Origin of the sequence: Methylobacterium sp. Leaf117, assembly GCF_001422985.1 — a bacterium.
In the GTDB taxonomy this organism is placed as follows: domain Bacteria; phylum Pseudomonadota; class Alphaproteobacteria; order Rhizobiales; family Beijerinckiaceae; genus Methylobacterium.
Genome location: NZ_LMNL01000001.1, coordinates 493195 through 509954 on the forward strand (window position 1 = coordinate 493195; position 16760 = coordinate 509954).

Below are 16760 nucleotides of genomic sequence, written 5' to 3' on the forward strand. Positions count from 1 at the left end.
GGCGATGCAGCTCACGCTCTGGACCTACGAGGGACCGCCCCATATCGGCGCCATGCGCGTCGCCACCGCGATGCGGGGCCTGCACTACGTGCTGCACGCCCCCCAGGGCGACACCTACGCCGACCTGCTCTTCACCATGATCGAGCGGCGCGACGCGCGCCCGCCGGTGACCTACACCACTTTCCAGGCCCGCGATCTCGGCGCCGACACGGCCGCGATCTTCCAGGATGCCGTGGCGGAGGCCTATGCGCGCTTCCAGCCGGAGGCGATGCTCGTCGGCGCCTCGTGCACCGCCGAGCTGATCCAGGACGATCCGGGTGGCCTTGCCCGCGCCCTCAACCTGCCGATCCCGGTCATCCCCCTCGAACTCCCGGCCTACCAGAAGAAGGAGAACTGGGGCGCTTCGGAAACCCTCTATCGCATCGTCCGGGCCCTGGCCGGTGGTACGCCGAGCCTGCGCGACGGGCGCCGCCCGCTCTGCAACATCCTCGGCCCCACGGCGCTCGGCTTCCGCCATCGCGACGACCTCGTGGAAATCACGAAGATCGTCGCCGCCCTCGGCATCGACGTGAACCTGGTGGCGCCGCTCGGCGCGACGCCCGCCGATCTCGGGCGCCTCGGGGCGGCCGACTTCAACATCGTGCTCTATCCCGAGATCGCCCGCGCCGCCGGAGCACACCTGCAGAAGATCTTCGGCCAGCCGATGATCGAGACCGTGCCGATCGGTGTCCAGGCCACGATCCGCTTCGTCGAGGAAGTCGCGGCCGCGGCACGTGTCGATCCGGCGCCGGTGCTCGGCGGCGCGCCCTCGCGACTGCCCTGGTACTCGCGTTCGGTCGACTCGACCTACCTCACCGACAAGCGGGTCTTCATCTTCGGCGATGCCACCCACGCACTCGCCGCCGCCCGCATCGCCGCCACCGAACTCGGCTTCAAGGTGGTGGGTCTCGGCACCTACACCCGCGAATTCGCCCGCGAGGTCCGCGCCGAGGCGGCGCTTCACGGCATCGAAGCCACCATCACCGACGATTACCTCGACGTCGAGGCCGCGATCCAGGCCGCCGGGCCGGAACTCGTGCTCGGCACCCAGATGGAGCGCCACATCGCCAAGCGCCTGGGGCTGCCCTGCGCGGTGATCTCGGCGCCGATCCACGTCCAAGATTTTCCCGCACGCCACTCGCCCCAGATGGGGTTCGAAGGCGCCAACGTCCTGTTCGACACCTGGGTCCACCCGCTGATGATGGGCCTGGAGGAACACCTGCTCGGCATGTTCCGCGAGGATTCCGAATTCCACGGCGCTGCCGCGCCCTCGCACCTGCCGAGGCACGGCGTCGATGTGGCGCCACCCGAAGCCGAGGCGCCCTCGGCGCCCCTGGCACCGCCCGGTCCGATCCTCCTGACCTGGGCGAGCGATGCCGAGAAGGAACTGAAGAAGATCCCGTTCTTCGTGCGGGGCAAGGCCCGCGCGAACACCGAGCGCTTCGCACGGGACCGTGCCCTGCCGCTCATCACCGTCGAGACCTTATACGATGCCAAAGCGCATTTCGGACGCTGAGCGCCCGGCGCTCCGGGTCGTCCTCGTGACGATGGACAATCACGTGGCGAGCGCGCTGGAGCGCGCCCGTCAGCGACTCGCCCGCGACCTGCCGGGCCTAACGCTCGATTTCCACGCGGCCGCCGCCTGGGACACCGACCCCACCGCCCTGGAGGCCTGCAAGGCCGACATCGCCCGCGCCGACATCATCCTCTCGACCATGCTGTTCATGGATGAACACGTCCGGGCGATCCTGCCGTCGCTGCTGGCGCGGCGGCCGCATTGCGACGCGATGATCGGCTGCCTGTCGGCCAGCGAAGTGGTGAAGACGACCCGTCTCAACCGCTTCGACATGGACGGCACCAAGCGCGGCGCCCTCGATTTTCTGAAAAAGCTGCGCGGCAAGCCCGGCGCCCAGGGCAACGGCGCCCGCCAGATGGCGATGATCCGGAAACTGCCCAAGATCCTGCGCTTCATCCCGGGCTCGGCCCAGGACGTGCGGGCTTACTTCCTCACCCTGCAATACTGGCTCTCGGGGTCCGACGAGAACATCGCCAACCTGGTGCGCTTCCTGGTCGGTCGCTACGCCGCCGGCCCGCGGGAGGGCTGGCGCCGGATCGCGGCCGCACCGGCGCCGCTCAGCTACCCCGAGACCGGCCTTTATCATCCGCGCATGGCCGGCCGGATCGGCGAGGATGGGGCGAGGGTGCCCACGCCCGCAGGCCCCCTGAAGGGTCGCGTCGGCCTCCTCGTCATGCGCTCCTACGTGCTGGCCGGGAACACCGCCCATTATGACGGCGTCATCGCCGCCTTGGAGGCGCGCGGCCTCGCCGTCGTGCCGGCCTTCGCCAGCGGCCTCGACAACCGCCCGGCCGTCGACGCCTTCTTCCGGCATGGAGGGCGCTCGACCATCGACGCGCTGGTCTCGCTCACCGGCTTCTCCCTCGTCGGTGGCCCGGCCTACAACGACGCCGCCGGGGCGCAGGCGCTGCTCGCCGACCTCGACGTGCCCTATCTGGCGGCCCACGCCCTCGAGTTCCAAACTCTGGAACAATGGGAGGCCTCCGATCGGGGCCTGTCGCCGGTGGAGGCCACCATGATGGTGGCGATCCCCGAGCTCGACGGCGCCACCGCCCCGATGGTGTTCGGCGGCCGCTCCAGCCGCTCGCTCGGCGCCAGTGCCCGCGACATGGTCGTGCACCCCGAACGCGCCGACATGCTCGCCGCCCGCATCGAGCGCCTCGTCGTCCTGCGGCGCAAGGCGCGGGCCGAGCGACGGGTCGCCGTGGTGCTGTTCGGCTTTCCGCCCAACGCTGGCAGCATCGGCACCGCCGCCTTCCTGTCGGTCTACCATTCCCTCCACAACACCCTCGCGGCGATGAAGGACGAGGGCTACGCGGTCGCGTTGCCGTCGAGCGTCGACGCCCTGCGCGCGGCTCTGCTCGACGGCAATGCGAGCCGGTTCGGCACCCCCGCCAACGTCCACCACCGCATCCCGGCCGACGACCATGTCCGGCGCGAGCGACACCTGGCCGAGATCGAGGCGCAGTGGGGACCCGCCCCGGGGCGCCAGAACAGCAACGGTTCGCAGATCTTCGTGCTCGGCGCCCAGTTCGGCAACGTCTTCGTCGGCGTTCAACCGGGCTTCGGCTACGAGGGCGACCCGATGCGGCTGCTGTTCGAGCGCGGCTTCGCTCCGACCCACGCCTTCTCGGCCTTCTACCGCTACCTGCGCGAGGATTTCCGCGCCGACGCCGTGCTGCATTTCGGCACTCACGGGGCTCTGGAATTCATGCCCGGCAAGCAGACCGGCCTCTCCGGTGCCTGCTGGCCCGAGCGGCTGATCGGCGCGCTCCCCCACGTCTATCTCTATGCCGCCAACAACCCGTCCGAGGGCCTGCTGGCCAAGCGCCGCTCCGCCGCGACCCTGGTAAGCTACCTGACGCCGAGCCTCGCCCAGGCCGGACTCTATCGCGGGCTCATCGACCTGAAAGCCTCGATCGAGCGCTGGCGCGCCCTGGAGCCGGAAGCCGTTGGCGAGCGCCGCGATCTCGCCGAGCTGATCCAGGCGCAAGGGTCCGCCCTCGACCTCACCGCCGCCGAACCGGCCTGGACGGATGACCTCGCGGGCCACGTCCACCGCCTCGGCGCAGCGCTGCACGAGCTGGAGCACACCCTGATCCCGCACGGGCTCCACGTTGTGGGGCAGGGGACCCCGCCGGAGGAGCGGGCCGACATCCTGCTCGCGCTCGCCGAGGCCAGCCACGGTCTCGTGGCCGCACGGGCCGGCCTCGAGGCCCTGGTGGCGGGGGAGACCATCGACATAGCGCTGGAACAGGGTGGCCTCGCCCTCACCGAATCGAACCGCGCCGCCTTCGCCGCCCTGCGCGAGACCGATGGCCTGTTGTCACAGGATCACGAGATCCAGGGCCTGCTCCGCGCCCTTGACGGCCGGTTCATCGCGCCCGTCGCCGGCGGCGACCTCCTGCGCAACCCGGACATTCTGCCCACCGGCCGCAACCTGCACGGCTTCGACCCCTACCGTCTGCCCTCCGCCTTCGCGCTGGCCGATGGCGCCCGGCAGGCGGCGCGGCTTCTCGCCCGCTACCGCGACGAAGGGGCTGCGCTCCCCGAGAGCATCGCCCTCGTCCTGTGGGGCACCGACAACCTGAAGAGCGAGGGTGGACCCATCGCCCAGGCCCTGGCGCTGATCGGCGCGGCCCCGCGCTTCGACGGCTATGGACGGCTCAGTGGCGCCACCCTGATCCCGCTCGAAACCCTGGGTCGCCCGCGCATCGACGTGGTGGTCACGCTCTCGGGCATCTTCCGCGATCTGCTGCCGCTGCAGACGAAGCTCCTGGCGGAGGCCTCGTATCTGGCCGCAACCGCCGACGAACCGTCCGAACAGAACTTCGTGCGCAAGCACGCCCTGGCGCTTCAGGCCGAACACGGCATCGATCTCGAGACGGCGGCGCTCCGGGTGTTCTCCAACGCCGAAGGCACCTACGGCGCCAACGTCAACCAGCTGGTCGAATCCGGCCGCTGGGAGGATGCCGACGAGATCTCCGAGACCTTCGCGCGGCGCAAATCCTTCGCCTACGGCCGCACCGGCGTGCCGACGGCCCAGCGCGCCCTGATGGGAGCCGTGCTCGCCACGGTCGATCTCGCCTACCAGAACCTCGATTCCGTCGAAGTCGGCGTCACCTCGGTGGACCATTATTTCGACGGCCTCGGCGGTATGGGCCGGGCGGTCGCCAAGGCCCGCGGCGAGGCCGTGCCGATCTTCATCAGCGACCAGACCCGGGGCGAGGGCGTGGTGCGCTCGCTGACCGAACAGGTGTCCCTCGAGACCCGGACCCGGATGCTCAATCCGAAATGGACCGAGGGCATGCTCGGCCACGGCTACGAGGGCGTGCGCCAGATCGAGGCGCACCTCACCAACACCCTGGGCTGGTCGGCCACCACCAACGGCGTCGCCCCCTGGGTCTACCAGCGCATCACCGAAACCTACGTCCTCGACCCCGCCATGCGCGAACGCATGGCGGCCCTCAACCCGACCGCTTCGGCCAAGGTCGCACACCGGCTGATCGAGGCGCACCAGCGCGGCTTCTGGACCCCCGACGCGGCGACGCGCGACGCGCTCGACCGCGCCGAGGAGGAACTGGAAGACCGCGTCGAAGGCATCACCGCAGGGGTCGCCGCATGAACATCGCCATCCGCAATCCGGTCGCCGCCCGGCAGCCCGAGGGAAGCGTTCAGGTCGAACTCGACCCGAACCTGAAGATCGGCACCGCCAAGGTGTTCGCCGTCTACGGCAAGGGCGGCATCGGCAAGTCGACCACTTCGTCGAACCTGTCGGTGGCGTTCTCCAAGCTCGGCAAGCGCGTACTGCAGATCGGGTGCGACCCGAAGCACGATTCGACCTTCACGCTGACCAAGCGCTTGGCCCCCACGGTGATCGATGCCTTGGAGGCCGTGCAGTTCCACTCCGAGGAGCTGCGCATCGAGGATTTCGTGGCGGAAGGGTATAACGGCGTCATGTGCGTCGAGGCCGGCGGCCCGCCGGCCGGTACCGGCTGCGGCGGCTACGTCGTCGGACAGACGGTGAAGCTCCTGAAGGAGCATCATCTGCTCGAAGACACCGACGTGGTGATCTTCGATGTCCTCGGCGACGTGGTCTGCGGCGGTTTCGCCTCGCCGCTCCAGCACGCCGACCAGGCCCTCATCGTCACCGCCAACGACTTCGACTCGATCTTCGCCATGAACCGCATCGTGGCGGCGATCCACGCCAAGGCGAAGAACTATCCGGTGCGCCTCGGCGGCGTCATCGCCAACCGTTCGGCCAAGACCGACGAGATCGACCGTTTCAACGCCGCCGTCGGCCTGGAGCGCATCGCCCATTTTCCCGACCTCGACGTGGTCCGGCGCTCGCGCCTCAAGAAGTCGACCCTGTTCGAGATGGAACCGACGCCGGAGCTGGTTGCCGTCACCACCGAATACATGCGGCTGGCGGCCCATCTCTGGGCCGGCGGCAAGCCGCTGAACGCGATTCCCATGAAGGACCGCGACCTGTTCGAATTCCTCGGCTTCGATTGAGCGGGAGCCGCATCATGACCTCGCACAGCTACGCCGCCCGCCGCTCGCAACTCACCACCTATTTCGACCGCACCGCCGTCGACGCCTGGGCGCGGCTGACGTCGGACGCACCGGTCTCGAAGATCCGCGCCACGGTACGGGCCGGGCGCGATGCCATGCGGGGCACCCTGTTGTCCTGGCTGCCGGCCGACCTGAGCGGCACGCGCCTGCTCGACGCCGGCTGCGGCACCGGGGCACTCAGTCTGGAAGCGGCCCGCCGGGGCGCGGACGTCGTCGCCATCGACGTCTCGCCGACCCTGATCGCCCTGGGGCGGGAGCGCACGGCCATCTCGGCCTCGGGTCGCATCGACTTCCGGGTCGGCGACATGCTCGATCCCGGTCTCGGCCGCTTCGACTACGTGGTCGCGATGGATTCGCTGATCCACTACGCCACGCCCGATATCGTCCAGGCCCTGGCGACGCTGGCGGCGCGCACCGATGCCGCCATCCTGTTCACGGTGGCGCCGCGCACGCCGCTCCTGACCCTGATGCACATGGCCGGGCGGGTTTTTCCCCGCGGCGACCGCGCCCCGGCCATCGTGCCCGTCGGCGAGGCGGACCTGCGCCGCCGGGTGGCGGCCGAGCCGGCTCTGTCGGGCGTCCGCATCGGCCGCGCGCATCGGGTGAACAGCGGGTTCTACCTGTCCCAGGCCTTCGAACTCCGGCGGTCAGCATGACGCGCCTCGGCGCCTCCATGGCCCGCGCCCTGCAGCGCGTCGGCCCGGGCTTCCTCCCCTTCGCCGACGCGGCGACGGTGGAGCTGCCCATGGGGCGCCTGCTGCGTCTCGCCCTGTTCCAGGTCACGGTCGGAATGGCGGCCGTGCTGCTGATCGGTACTCTCAACCGGGTGATGATCGTCGAGCTGGCGGTGCCGGCCTGGATCGTCGCCGTGATGCTGTCGCTGCCGCTGATCTTCGCACCGTTCCGGGCGCTGGTCGGCTTCCGCTCGGACACGCACCGCTCCGTGCTCGGCTGGCGCCGGGTGCCCTACATCTGGTTCGGCACGCTGCTGCAGTTCGGTGGGCTCGCCATCATGCCGTTCGCCCTGCTGATCCTGTCGGGCGACACCACCGGCCCGGTCTGGCCCGGCCACGTGGCGGCGGCCCTCGCCTTCGTCATGGTCGGCGCGGGGCTCCACACCACACAGACCGTGGGCCTGGCACTTGCCACCGACCTCGCTCCGGCCCATGCCAGACCCCGGGTCGTCGCGCTCCTCTGCGTCATGCTGCTCGCCGGCATGGTGGTGAGCGCGATTGCGTTCGGGCTGCTCCTCGCAGACTTCTCGGCGCTCCGCCTGATCAAGGTCATCCAGGGCGCAGCACTGCTCACGGTGGTGCTCAACGGCATCGCCCTGTGGAAGCAGGAGCCCCGCGCCCCGAGCCGCACGGCCCGGGACCTGCCACGCCCCGCCTTCTCGGAATCCTGGGCGCTCTATGCCGGCAAGGGCCGGGCGCGCCGCCGTCTCGTCGCCACGGGGCTCGGCACGGCCGCCTTCTCGATGCAGGACATCCTGCTGGAACCCTATGGCGGCCAGATCCTGCACCTGCCGGTGGCCGCCACCACGGCGCTGACCGCTCTGCTCGCGGCCGGCGGCGGCATCGGGTTGCTGATCGCCGCGCGCTGGCTCGACCGGGGCGGCGACGCCTTCCGGGTCGCCGCCTCCGGCGCCGGGGTGGGCATCGCGGCCTTCTCGGCGGTGGTCTTCGCCGCACCGCTCGATTCGGCTCGACTGTTCGCGGTCGGCGTCAGCCTGATCGGTCTCGGCGGCGGCCTGTTCGCCCACGGCACCCTGACGGCCTCGATGGCCAAGGCGGGACCGGAGGAGACCGGGCTGGCGCTCGGCGCCTGGGGCGCGGTCCAGGCCAGTGCGGCCGGCCTCGCCATCGCGGCCAGCGGCATCCTGCGGGATCTCGGCGCCCATCTCGCCGAATCCGGTGCGCTCGGCGAGGCGATGAACCTGCCCTCGACCGGATACCTCATCGTCTACCACCTCGAGATCGCGCTGCTGTTCGCGACGCTGCTGGCCATCGGCCCCCTCGTCCGGGCCGAGAACCGCACGCCCCGGTCGCGCGCCCTGCCTCAATCCCTGCCCCGCTCAGCCTGAAGGAGACCGGCCATGCCGAGAGGTGAAATCACGGGCTACGTCGACGTCGCGCAGGTGGTCCTCTACGCCTTCTGGATCTTCTTCGCCGGCCTCGTCTTCTATCTCCGCCGCGAGGACCGCCGTGAGGGCTACCCGCTGGAATCCGAGGCCGCCCGCGGCCGGGCGATGCCGCCGGACCCGTTCCTGATCCCGTCGCCGAAGCAGTTCCTCCTGTCCAACGGACACGTGAAATACGCGCCCCAGACCGGCGAGCGCACCCCCTGGAACTACCGCGGCCACAAGTTCGAGGTCTGGCCGGGCGCGCCGCTCGAACCCGACACCGACGGCCTGCACGACGCCATCGGCCCGGGCTCCTACGCCAACCGCGAGGACAGCCACGACGAGACCTGGGACCGCGAGAAGCGTATCGTCCCCCTGCGGGTCGCCGACCACTTCGTGGTCCACGAGCTCGGCCCCAACCCCATCGGCATGTCGGTCTTCGGCGCCGACCGGCAGGTGGCCGGGACGGTGAGCGACCTCTGGGTCGACCGGGGTGAATCGATGGTGCGCTACTACGAGGTCGAGTTGGGAGCCGGCGGTCGCCGGGTGCTGATGCCCGCCACCTTCTGCCGGACCGGGCGCTTTTCCCAGACGGTGACCTGCGAGGCCCTGCTGGCGCACCAGTTCGCCGATGTTCCCACCACCAAGGACCCGGATTCGGTCACCCTCAACGAGGAGGAGCGGATCATGGCGTTCTACGGCGGCGGCACGCTCTACGCGACGCCGACCCGCCAGGAGGCGATCCTGTGAGCGCGACCCATTCCCTTCCCGCCAACGCCTTCGACGCGCCGCGCGGCCTGCCGGCCCCGCTGCCGGCCGGCGAGCACATCCTGTGGCAGGGCCGGCCCTGCGGCTTCGGCATCGCCTTCCGGGCCCTGCATCTCGGCCTTGTCGGCCTGTGGTTCGGAGCGCTCGCCTTCTGGGCCGCCCTGCCACCACTCCTGTCGGGGGTCTGGCGCGAGGCCGCGACCCTGGCACTGCCGACCCTGGCGGTCGGGACCGGGGCAGTCCTGCTGCTCGCGCTGCTCGGCTGGCTTTCGGCCCGCACCACCACCTACACCATCACCAACCGCCGGGTGGTGATGCGGATCGGTATCGCCCTGCCGATGACCCTGAACCTGCCCTTCGCCCTGGTGGACGCGGCCGAGTGCCGGCTCTACCGGGACGGCAGCGCCGATCTGCCCTTGCGCCTGCGCCCGGGCAACCGCGTCGCCTACCTCCACCTCTGGCCCCATGCCCGCCCCTGGCGCGTCAACCGGCCCGAGCCGATGCTGCGCACGGTGGCGCAGGGCCAAGACGTGGCGCAGATCCTGGGCCGTGCGCTGGCGGCGCACCGGGCGGCGCCAGAGGAGGCGGCCGGACCGGTGATGCTGCGGCCCCGCACGGCGCCGCGGCCCCGCCTCGCCGCCGCGAGCTGACGCGATGACCCGCCCGCACCCCCTCGCGCGCAGCGCCGGCCGCACCTCCCGCACGCTTGTCGTCGGGGCCGGCCTCCTCCTCGGCTTCGTCATCGCGGCCGTCACCATCGGCCGGGTCGAGAGCGTCGGCCTGACCCGTATGGAGCCGGCGCGCCCCGTTCAGAGCCTCGCCCTCCGGGTCGACGATGTGGCGGACGGCTCGATCACCCTGCGGGATGCCGAGCGCGGCACTCTCATCGCCACGGTCCGGCCCGGCGCGGACAACTTCATCCGCGCCACCTTGCGGGGCTTCGCGCAGGGGCGCCTCCGGGCCGGTATCTCCCGCGAAGTGCCGTTCCGCCTGACCCGCTTCGACGACGGAGCGCTGCGCCTCGACGACGCGCTCACCGGGCGCAGCGTCGATTTCGGCGCGTTCGGCCCCTCGAACTACGCCGCCTTCGCCCGCCTGATGCCCGACCATGGAGCCGTACGATGATGGCCTGGCTGAACGGACGCCGAACCGTCGACGTCCCCTGCACCGTCGAGATCGAGCAGACGGCCGAGAGCCTGCACGCCCACGTGGTGCTGGACGCCGCCTTCGAGATCGAGCCGGGCGACGCAGTGCAGGTGCACGACGCCCCCACCTCGGTGCCCTACGGCGAGCGCCTCGTGGTGCGCCGGACCGCCACCGTGACCCGCGCCGGCCGCATCGAGCGGCTCTGGACCAAGCTCGCGGGCCACCTCGAACTCACCGAACTCTACGAAGTCAGCTTTTCCGAGAGGAGGCGCCTGTGACCGCAGCGATCCAGCAGCCCACCCCGACCGCTTCGCCGAAGTTCTCGCCGAAGCTCCCCATGAACGAAGGGACCAAGGCGGCGCAGGAGACCACGTTCCTGAGCCCGCGCTTCTACACCACCAATTTCGAGGAGCTCGACCGCACCGACGTCGAGCCCGTGCGGGCGGAGTGGAACAAGCTCATCGCCGAGCTGCGCGCCGACCCGAACAAGCGCCACTTCACCCGCAACGACGAATTCGATTGCGACATGTCTGGGCTCGACCCGGCCCTGCGCAAGGAATTCATGGACTTCCTGGTCTCCTCGATCACCGCCGAGTTCTCGGGCTGCGTGCTCTATGCGGAGATGCGCAAGCGCGCCAAGAATCCCGACATCCGCGAACTGTTCGGCTTCATGAGCCGCGACGAGGCGCGCCATGCCGGGTTCATCAACGACGTGCTGAAGGATTTCGGCATTGGCGTGGATCTCGGCTTCCTGACGAAGTCGAAGAAGTACACCTTCTTCCGGCCGAAATTCATCTTCTACGCCACCTACCTCTCCGAGAAGATCGGCTACGCCCGTTACATCACCATCTTCCGCGAACTGGAGCGCAATCCGGAGCGTCGCTTCCACCCGATCTTCAAGTGGTTCGAGAAGTGGTGCAACGACGAGTTCCGCCACGGCGAGGCCTTCGCCCTGCTGATGCGCGCAAACCCGAAGCTGACCTCGGGCGTGAACCGCTACTGGATCAAGTTCTTCCTCCTGGCGGTCTTCGCGACCATGTATGTCCGCGACCATTGCCGCCCGGCCTTCCACGAGGCCCTGGGGGTCGACCCGACCGACTACGACTTCCAAGTGTTTCGGATCACCTCCGAGATCTCGAAGCAGACCTTCCCGCTCACCCTCGACCTCGACAATCCGCGCTTCAAGCAGGCGCTGGACCGGCTGCTGGTCTGTTCGGAGAAGATCGCCGACGCCAAGGCCCAGGGCGGACTTCTGGGCAAGCTCCGGCACGGCGCCTGGATCGCCGCCTCGGCGGTGAACTTCGCCCGGCTCTACGCCCTCCCGACTCTCGACAATCCGATGCCGGCGGAGATCCGCCTCGAGCCGGTCTGGTAGCATGGCGGCCTATGCGCTCCCCGCCCTCTACGCGGTGCTGGTCTGGTGGTTCTCCACCGGGCTGATCCTGCTCCTCGACCATCGCCCGCGCGCCACGCACGCGGCCAGCATGGTGGCGGGCACGGCCGTCCTCGCCCTGGCGCTCTGGGCCATCGGCGCCTCGGCCGGGGATGCCAGCGCGGGCGGCGCCTACACCGCCTTCACGGCGGCGCTCCTGGTCTGGGGCTGGCAGGAGATGAGCTACTACATGGGCTTCGTCTCCGGCCCGCGCACCCTCGGCTGTCCGCCGGGCGCCCGGGGCTTCGCGCGCTTCCGCGCGGCAGCCGCCACCAGCCTGTGGCACGAGGCGGCCATCGTCGCCGGCGGCCTCGCCATCGTGGCCCTGACCTGGCGCCAGCCGAACCTGTTCGCGCTGTGGACCTACCTCGTCCTGTGGGGGATGAACCTCTCGGCCCGCCTCAACCTCTTCCTCGGGGTGCGCAACCTCAACGCCGAGTTCCTGCCCGAGCACCTCGCCTATCTCGGCAGCTACCTGCGGGTGCGCGCCATGAACCCGCTTTTCCCGATCTCGGTGATGGCGGCGGGGCTCGCCACTGGCGCCCTGGTGCTGGCGGCTTTGGGCGAAGGCCTGACCGCCCACGACGTCGCGGGTCTCAGCATTCTGGCGACCCTGATGGCCCTGGCCACCCTGGAGCACGGATTCCTGATGCTGCCGCTGCCCTCGGCCGCACTCTGGCAGTGGAGCCTGCCGAAGCTGTCGCCCCCGCGCCCGCTGGCCTCGCCGATCCCGGCGACCCGCAGCGACATCGAGGGACACTGATTGTCCGCCCCGCCTCCTGGGGTCGGATTCGTCGACGCCGCCAATGCGGCAGGACACTTGAGCGGGCTGGAAGAACCCGCCGCACACCGAGGGAAGGGGACAGGCATGACACACGAAGGGATCGACTACGAAGCGATCTTCGGCTCTGCTTTGGCCGGCCTGCACCGTGAGGGACGCTACCGCGTCTTCACCGACCTCGAACGGCAGGCGGGCCGCTTCCCGCATGCCACCCACCACACGCCGGCCGGCACGCGGCCCGTGACGGTGTGGTGCTCCAACGACTATCTCGGCATGGGCCAGAACCCGGCCGTTCTCGACGCCATGCACGAGGCCCTGGACCGCTGCGGCGCCGGGGCCGGCGGCACCCGCAACATCTCGGGCACCAACCACTACCACGTGCTGCTGGAGCGCGAACTCGCCGACCTCCACGCCAAGGAGGCGGCGCTGCTGTTCACCTCCGGCTACGTCTCGAACTGGGCGGCTCTGGGCACCCTCGGGTCGCAGATGCCGGGCTGTGCGATCTTCTCCGATGCCGGCAATCACGCCTCGATGATCGAGGGGATCAAGGCGTCCCGCGCCGAGCGCCACATCTTCCGCCACAACGACCCCGAGGATCTCGACCGCAAGCTGCGCCTCGTCGACCCGGCCCGGCCAAAGATCGTGGCCTTCGAGTCGATCTACTCGATGGACGGCGACATCGCACCGATCGCGGAGATCTGCGACGTCGCCGAGGCGCACGGCGCAATCACCTATCTCGACGAGGTCCACGCCGTCGGGCTCTACGGGGACCATGGCGGCGGCATCTCGGAGCGCGACGGCATCGCGCACCGCCTCGACGTCATCGAGGGGACGCTCGGCAAGGCCTTCGGGGTCCATGGCGGCTACATCACGGGTTCGGCCAAGCTCTGCGACTTCGTGCGCAGCTTCGCCTCGGGCTTCATCTTCACCACGTCGCTGCCGCCGGCCGTAGCGGCGGGCGCTGCCGCCAGCATCCGCCACCTGAAGGTCAGCGGAGGCGAGCGCGCCCGGCACCAGGAGCGGGCCGCCACGGTGCGGGCCCGCCTGGATGCCGCCGGCATCCCGACCCTGCCCAACGACAGTCACATCGTGCCGGTGATGGTCTGCGACCCGGTGCTGTGCAAGGCGATCAGCGACACCCTGCTCGATGAGTTCGGCATCTACGTCCAGCCGATCAACTATCCGACGGTTCCGCGTGGGACCGAGCGTCTGCGGATCACCCCCTCGCCCCTGCATTCGGATGCCGACATCGACCATCTGGTCGACGCGCTCAGCGCGATCTGGGCACGGATGGGCGTCCGGCGCGCGGCCGCGGAGTGAGGGGCAGGAGCATCCCCGGCCCCTCCCTGCCGGGAGGGTGGAACCTGCGCAGCGAAGGGGCCGGTCGGTGTCATCGGGCCAGAGACGATCGGGCCTGAAAAGATGCGAGACAGGGAAGGTGAAGCCCATGATCGTCAACGGATCGACCCACGCGAGGGCGGGTGAAAAGGTGCCCGCCACCTCCGCGATCGTGAAGCCCCTGCAAGCCGAGACAGGACGTCGTCCCAGGACGACGCCCCCCGAGTCGACGCCCCCCGAGGCGAGGCCCGACGCTGCGGCCCCCACCTTCCCGTTCTCCGCCATCGTCGGCCAGGACGAGATGCGCCGGGCGCTCCTCATCGCGGCCGTCGACCCGTCCGTCGGCGGGGTCCTGGTGTTCGGCGATCGCGGCACCGGCAAGTCGACGGCGATCCGGGGGCTCGCCGCCCTGCTGCCACCGATGGCGGCGGTGGCGGGCTGTCCCTATGCCTGCGATCCCGGCCGGCCGGCCGAGCTATGCCATCGCTGCCGCGAGCAGGCGGTGCTGCGGGCCGAGGCCGTCCCGGTCCCGGTGGTGGACCTGCCGCTCGGCGCCACCGAGGACCGGGTGGTCGGCGCCCTCGACCTGGAACGGGCGCTCACCCGGGGCGAGAAGGCGTTCGAACCGGGCCTGCTGGCACGGGCCAATCGCGGCTTCCTCTACATCGACGAGGTCAACCTCCTGGAGGATCACCTGGTCGACCTGCTGCTCGACGTGGCGGCGTCCGGCGTCAACACGGTGGAACGCGAGGGGCTGAGCATCCGCCATCCCGCCCGGTTCGTGCTCGTCGGCAGCGGCAACCCGGAGGAGGGCGAGTTGCGGCCCCAGCTCCTCGACCGCTTCGGACTTGCGGTCGAAGTGACGACGCCGACCGATCTGGCCGTCCGCATCGACGTGGTGCGCCGCCGCGACGCCTATGAGCGCGATCCGGCCGCCTTCTGCGCCCACTACGCCAAGACCGATCGCGCCATCCGCAAGACGCTCACCGCCGCCCGCGCGCGGCTTCCCGGGCTGCATGTGCCCGATGCCACCCTGGAAGCCGCAGCGCGGCTCTGCCTCGCGCTCGGCACCGACGGCCTGCGCGGCGAGCTGACCCTGATGCGTACCGCCCGGGCGCTGGCCGCCTACGAGGGGGCCGACACCGTGAGTCTCGACCATCTCGCCCGCATCGCCCCTTCGGCCCTGCGCCACCGCCTGCGCCGCAACCCCCTCGACGAGTCCGGTTCCACCGCGCGGGTCACCCGGGCCGTCGCGGAGATCCTGAGCCGATGAGTCCGGCCTGGGCCAATGCCCTGCGGGTGGCGCGGCTCGCCGCCCTCGATCCGCATGGCTGCGGCGGCGTCCTGGTCCGGGCCGGTGCCGGGCCGGTCCGCGATCTCTGGCTCGATCACCTGGCCTCGGATCTCGGGTCCCGTCCGACGCGCCGCCTACCGGTGGGGATCGCCGACGACCGGCTGCTGGGGGGGCTCGACCTTGCCGCCACCCTCGCGGCCGGGCGGCCGATCGCCCAATCGGGCCTCCTGGCCGAGGCCGATGGCGGCATCGTCGTCGTGCCGATGGCCGAGCGCCTGTCTTCCGGAACCGCCGCCCGCCTCGCCGCGACGCTGGATGCCGGCGCGGTCCGGGCCGAGCGCGACGGGATGGCGGCCCGGGCACCGGCCCGGCTCGGCCTCATCCTCCTCGACGAGGGGGAGGGCGACGACGCGCGGGTTCCCGAGACCCTGGCGGACCGCCTCGCCTTCCGCCTCGACCTGACCGGCATCGCCTGGGGCGACACCTCCGGGGCGGCGCCGGACGAGGTGCGCCCGCACCTCGGCGATCCCGACGGCGTCGATACGGCCATTGCGGACCTGTGCCGGGCGGCCGCCCATCTCGGCATCGCCTCCCTGCGCGCACCGCTGATGGCGATGCGGGTCGCTCGCCTGCTGGCGGGCGGCGCGGATGTAACCAACGCGGACGTGCGCGCGGCCGCCTGCCTCGTCCTCGCCCCGCGCGCGACGCGCCTGCCGCCCGACGCCGAGGAACCGCAGGCCGCGCCCGCCGAGCGGCCGGATGCTTCACCGCCGGACGGATCACCCGATCCTGACGCGACCCTCGAGGCGGGTGCCGACAGCCTCGTCGAGGCCACTCGCGCGGCGATCCCCCCCGACCTCCTCGCCCGCCTGACGCAAGCCGCTCATGCGCCCCCGGCACCGAAGGCGGGCCGAGTCGGCGCGGCGATGCAGGCGCCGCGCACCGGGCGGCCAGCCGGTACACGGCCCGGCTCCCTCCGCGTCGGCCGCCTCGCCCTGCTGCCGACCCTGCGGGCGGCCGCGCCCTGGCAACGCCTGCGCGCCGCGCCAACAGATGCACCAAGCGACGCCCTGCTGCCGATCCAGGTCCGCAGCGCGGATTTCCGCATCACCCGGTTCCGCCAGCGCAGCGAAACCACCACGATTTTCGCGGTCGACGCTTCCGGCTCGTCGGCCCTGGAGCGGCTAGCCGAGGCCAAAGGCGCGGTCGAACTGCTTCTGGCGGAAGCCTATGTCCGCCGCGACAAGGTCGCCCTGGTGGCCTTCCGGGGGACGGGCGCAGAGGTCGTGCTGGCCCCCACCCGCGCCCTGGCCCGGGCCCGGCGCGGCCTCGGGGCGCTGCCGGGCGGCGGCGGCACGCCCCTGGCGGCCGGCCTCGATGCCGCTGCCGAACTCGCCCATTCCGTCCGGCGCAGTGGCGGCACGCCGGTGGTGGTGGTGCTCACCGACGGGCGGGCCAACGTCGCCCGCTCCGGGGTGCCCGGCCGGGCCGCCGCGAATGCCGATGCCCTCAACGCGGCGGCCCTGCTGCGGGCGGCAGACATCCGCACGATCCTGATCGACACGGCGGCGCGACCGCAGGACACCGCCCGCCATCTGGCGGACGCCATGGGCGCGCGCTATCTCCCGCTGCCCTACGCCGATGCCACGGCCATGAGCCATGCGATCCGCTCGGCCCGTTGAAGGACAT

General features: G+C 71.0%; 14 protein-coding genes. All 14 read left to right on the forward strand.

Annotation, left to right across the window (positions count from 1 at the left end):
- Positions 1-4: 4 nt before the first annotated feature.
- The 14 genes from bchB (at position 5) to ASF57_RS02260 (ending at position 16753) form a co-directional block, all read left to right on the forward strand.
- Entirely contained in the window at positions 5-1555 is a 1551-nt protein-coding gene (gene bchB, locus ASF57_RS02195) for a ferredoxin:protochlorophyllide reductase (ATP-dependent) subunit B (protein WP_056479437.1), read from the forward strand.
- On the forward strand, positions 1530-5240 hold the full coding sequence (locus ASF57_RS02200; RefSeq protein ID WP_056479440.1) for a magnesium chelatase subunit H: 3711 nt from the start codon (positions 1530-1532) through the stop codon (positions 5238-5240). The genes bchB and ASF57_RS02200 overlap by 26 nt, the downstream gene beginning before the upstream one ends.
- Positions 5237-6130: a ferredoxin:protochlorophyllide reductase (ATP-dependent) iron-sulfur ATP-binding protein gene (gene bchL / locus ASF57_RS02205; RefSeq protein WP_056479443.1), complete on the forward strand. Its 894-nt coding sequence runs from the start codon at positions 5237-5239 to the stop codon at positions 6128-6130. The genes ASF57_RS02200 and bchL overlap by 4 nt, the downstream gene beginning before the upstream one ends.
- Positions 6131-6144: 14 nt before the next feature.
- Positions 6145-6846, forward strand: a complete 702-nt coding sequence (gene bchM / locus ASF57_RS02210; protein ID WP_056479447.1) for a magnesium protoporphyrin IX methyltransferase — start codon at positions 6145-6147, stop codon at positions 6844-6846.
- Positions 6843-8273 (forward strand): MFS transporter, encoded by a 1431-nt coding sequence (locus ASF57_RS02215; RefSeq protein ID WP_056186490.1) that lies wholly within the window; start codon positions 6843-6845, stop codon positions 8271-8273. The genes bchM and ASF57_RS02215 overlap by 4 nt, the downstream gene beginning before the upstream one ends.
- Positions 8274-8285: 12 nt before the next feature.
- A complete protein-coding gene (puhA, locus tag ASF57_RS02220) occupies positions 8286-9062 on the forward strand; it encodes a photosynthetic reaction center subunit H (RefSeq protein WP_056186487.1) in 777 nt (258 codons plus the stop codon).
- A complete protein-coding gene (gene puhB / locus ASF57_RS02225) occupies positions 9059-9730 on the forward strand; it encodes a photosynthetic complex putative assembly protein PuhB (protein ID WP_056186484.1) in 672 nt (223 codons plus the stop codon). The genes puhA and puhB overlap by 4 nt, the downstream gene beginning before the upstream one ends.
- Positions 9731-9734: 4 nt before the next feature.
- Positions 9735-10205, forward strand: coding sequence for a photosynthetic complex assembly protein PuhC (gene puhC / locus ASF57_RS02230; protein WP_056479450.1), 471 nt, complete (start codon positions 9735-9737; stop codon positions 10203-10205).
- Complete coding sequence (locus ASF57_RS02235) at positions 10205-10504, forward strand: hypothetical protein (RefSeq protein ID WP_056186647.1); 300 nt, start codon at positions 10205-10207, stop codon at positions 10502-10504. The genes puhC and ASF57_RS02235 overlap by 1 nt, the downstream gene beginning before the upstream one ends.
- 59 nt (positions 10505-10563) lie before the next feature.
- Positions 10564-11601: a magnesium-protoporphyrin IX monomethyl ester (oxidative) cyclase gene (gene acsF, locus ASF57_RS02240; protein ID WP_056186644.1), complete on the forward strand. Its 1038-nt coding sequence runs from the start codon at positions 10564-10566 to the stop codon at positions 11599-11601.
- Between the two features lies 1 nt (position 11602).
- A complete protein-coding gene (puhE, locus tag ASF57_RS02245) occupies positions 11603-12421 on the forward strand; it encodes a putative photosynthetic complex assembly protein PuhE (protein WP_056479453.1) in 819 nt (272 codons plus the stop codon).
- Positions 12422-12541: 120 nt separating this feature from the next.
- Entirely contained in the window at positions 12542-13759 is a 1218-nt protein-coding gene (gene hemA, locus ASF57_RS02250; RefSeq protein WP_056480173.1) for a 5-aminolevulinate synthase, read from the forward strand.
- Between the two features lie 127 nt (positions 13760-13886).
- Positions 13887-15050, forward strand: a complete 1164-nt coding sequence (bchI, locus tag ASF57_RS02255; RefSeq protein WP_082503628.1) for a magnesium chelatase ATPase subunit I — start codon at positions 13887-13889, stop codon at positions 15048-15050.
- The gene (locus ASF57_RS02260) at positions 15047-16753 is read left to right on the forward strand and encodes a magnesium chelatase subunit D (RefSeq protein WP_056479456.1); all 1707 of its coding nucleotides are present in this window, start codon (positions 15047-15049) and stop codon (positions 16751-16753) included. The genes bchI and ASF57_RS02260 overlap by 4 nt, the downstream gene beginning before the upstream one ends.
- Positions 16754-16760 lie beyond the last annotated feature (7 nt).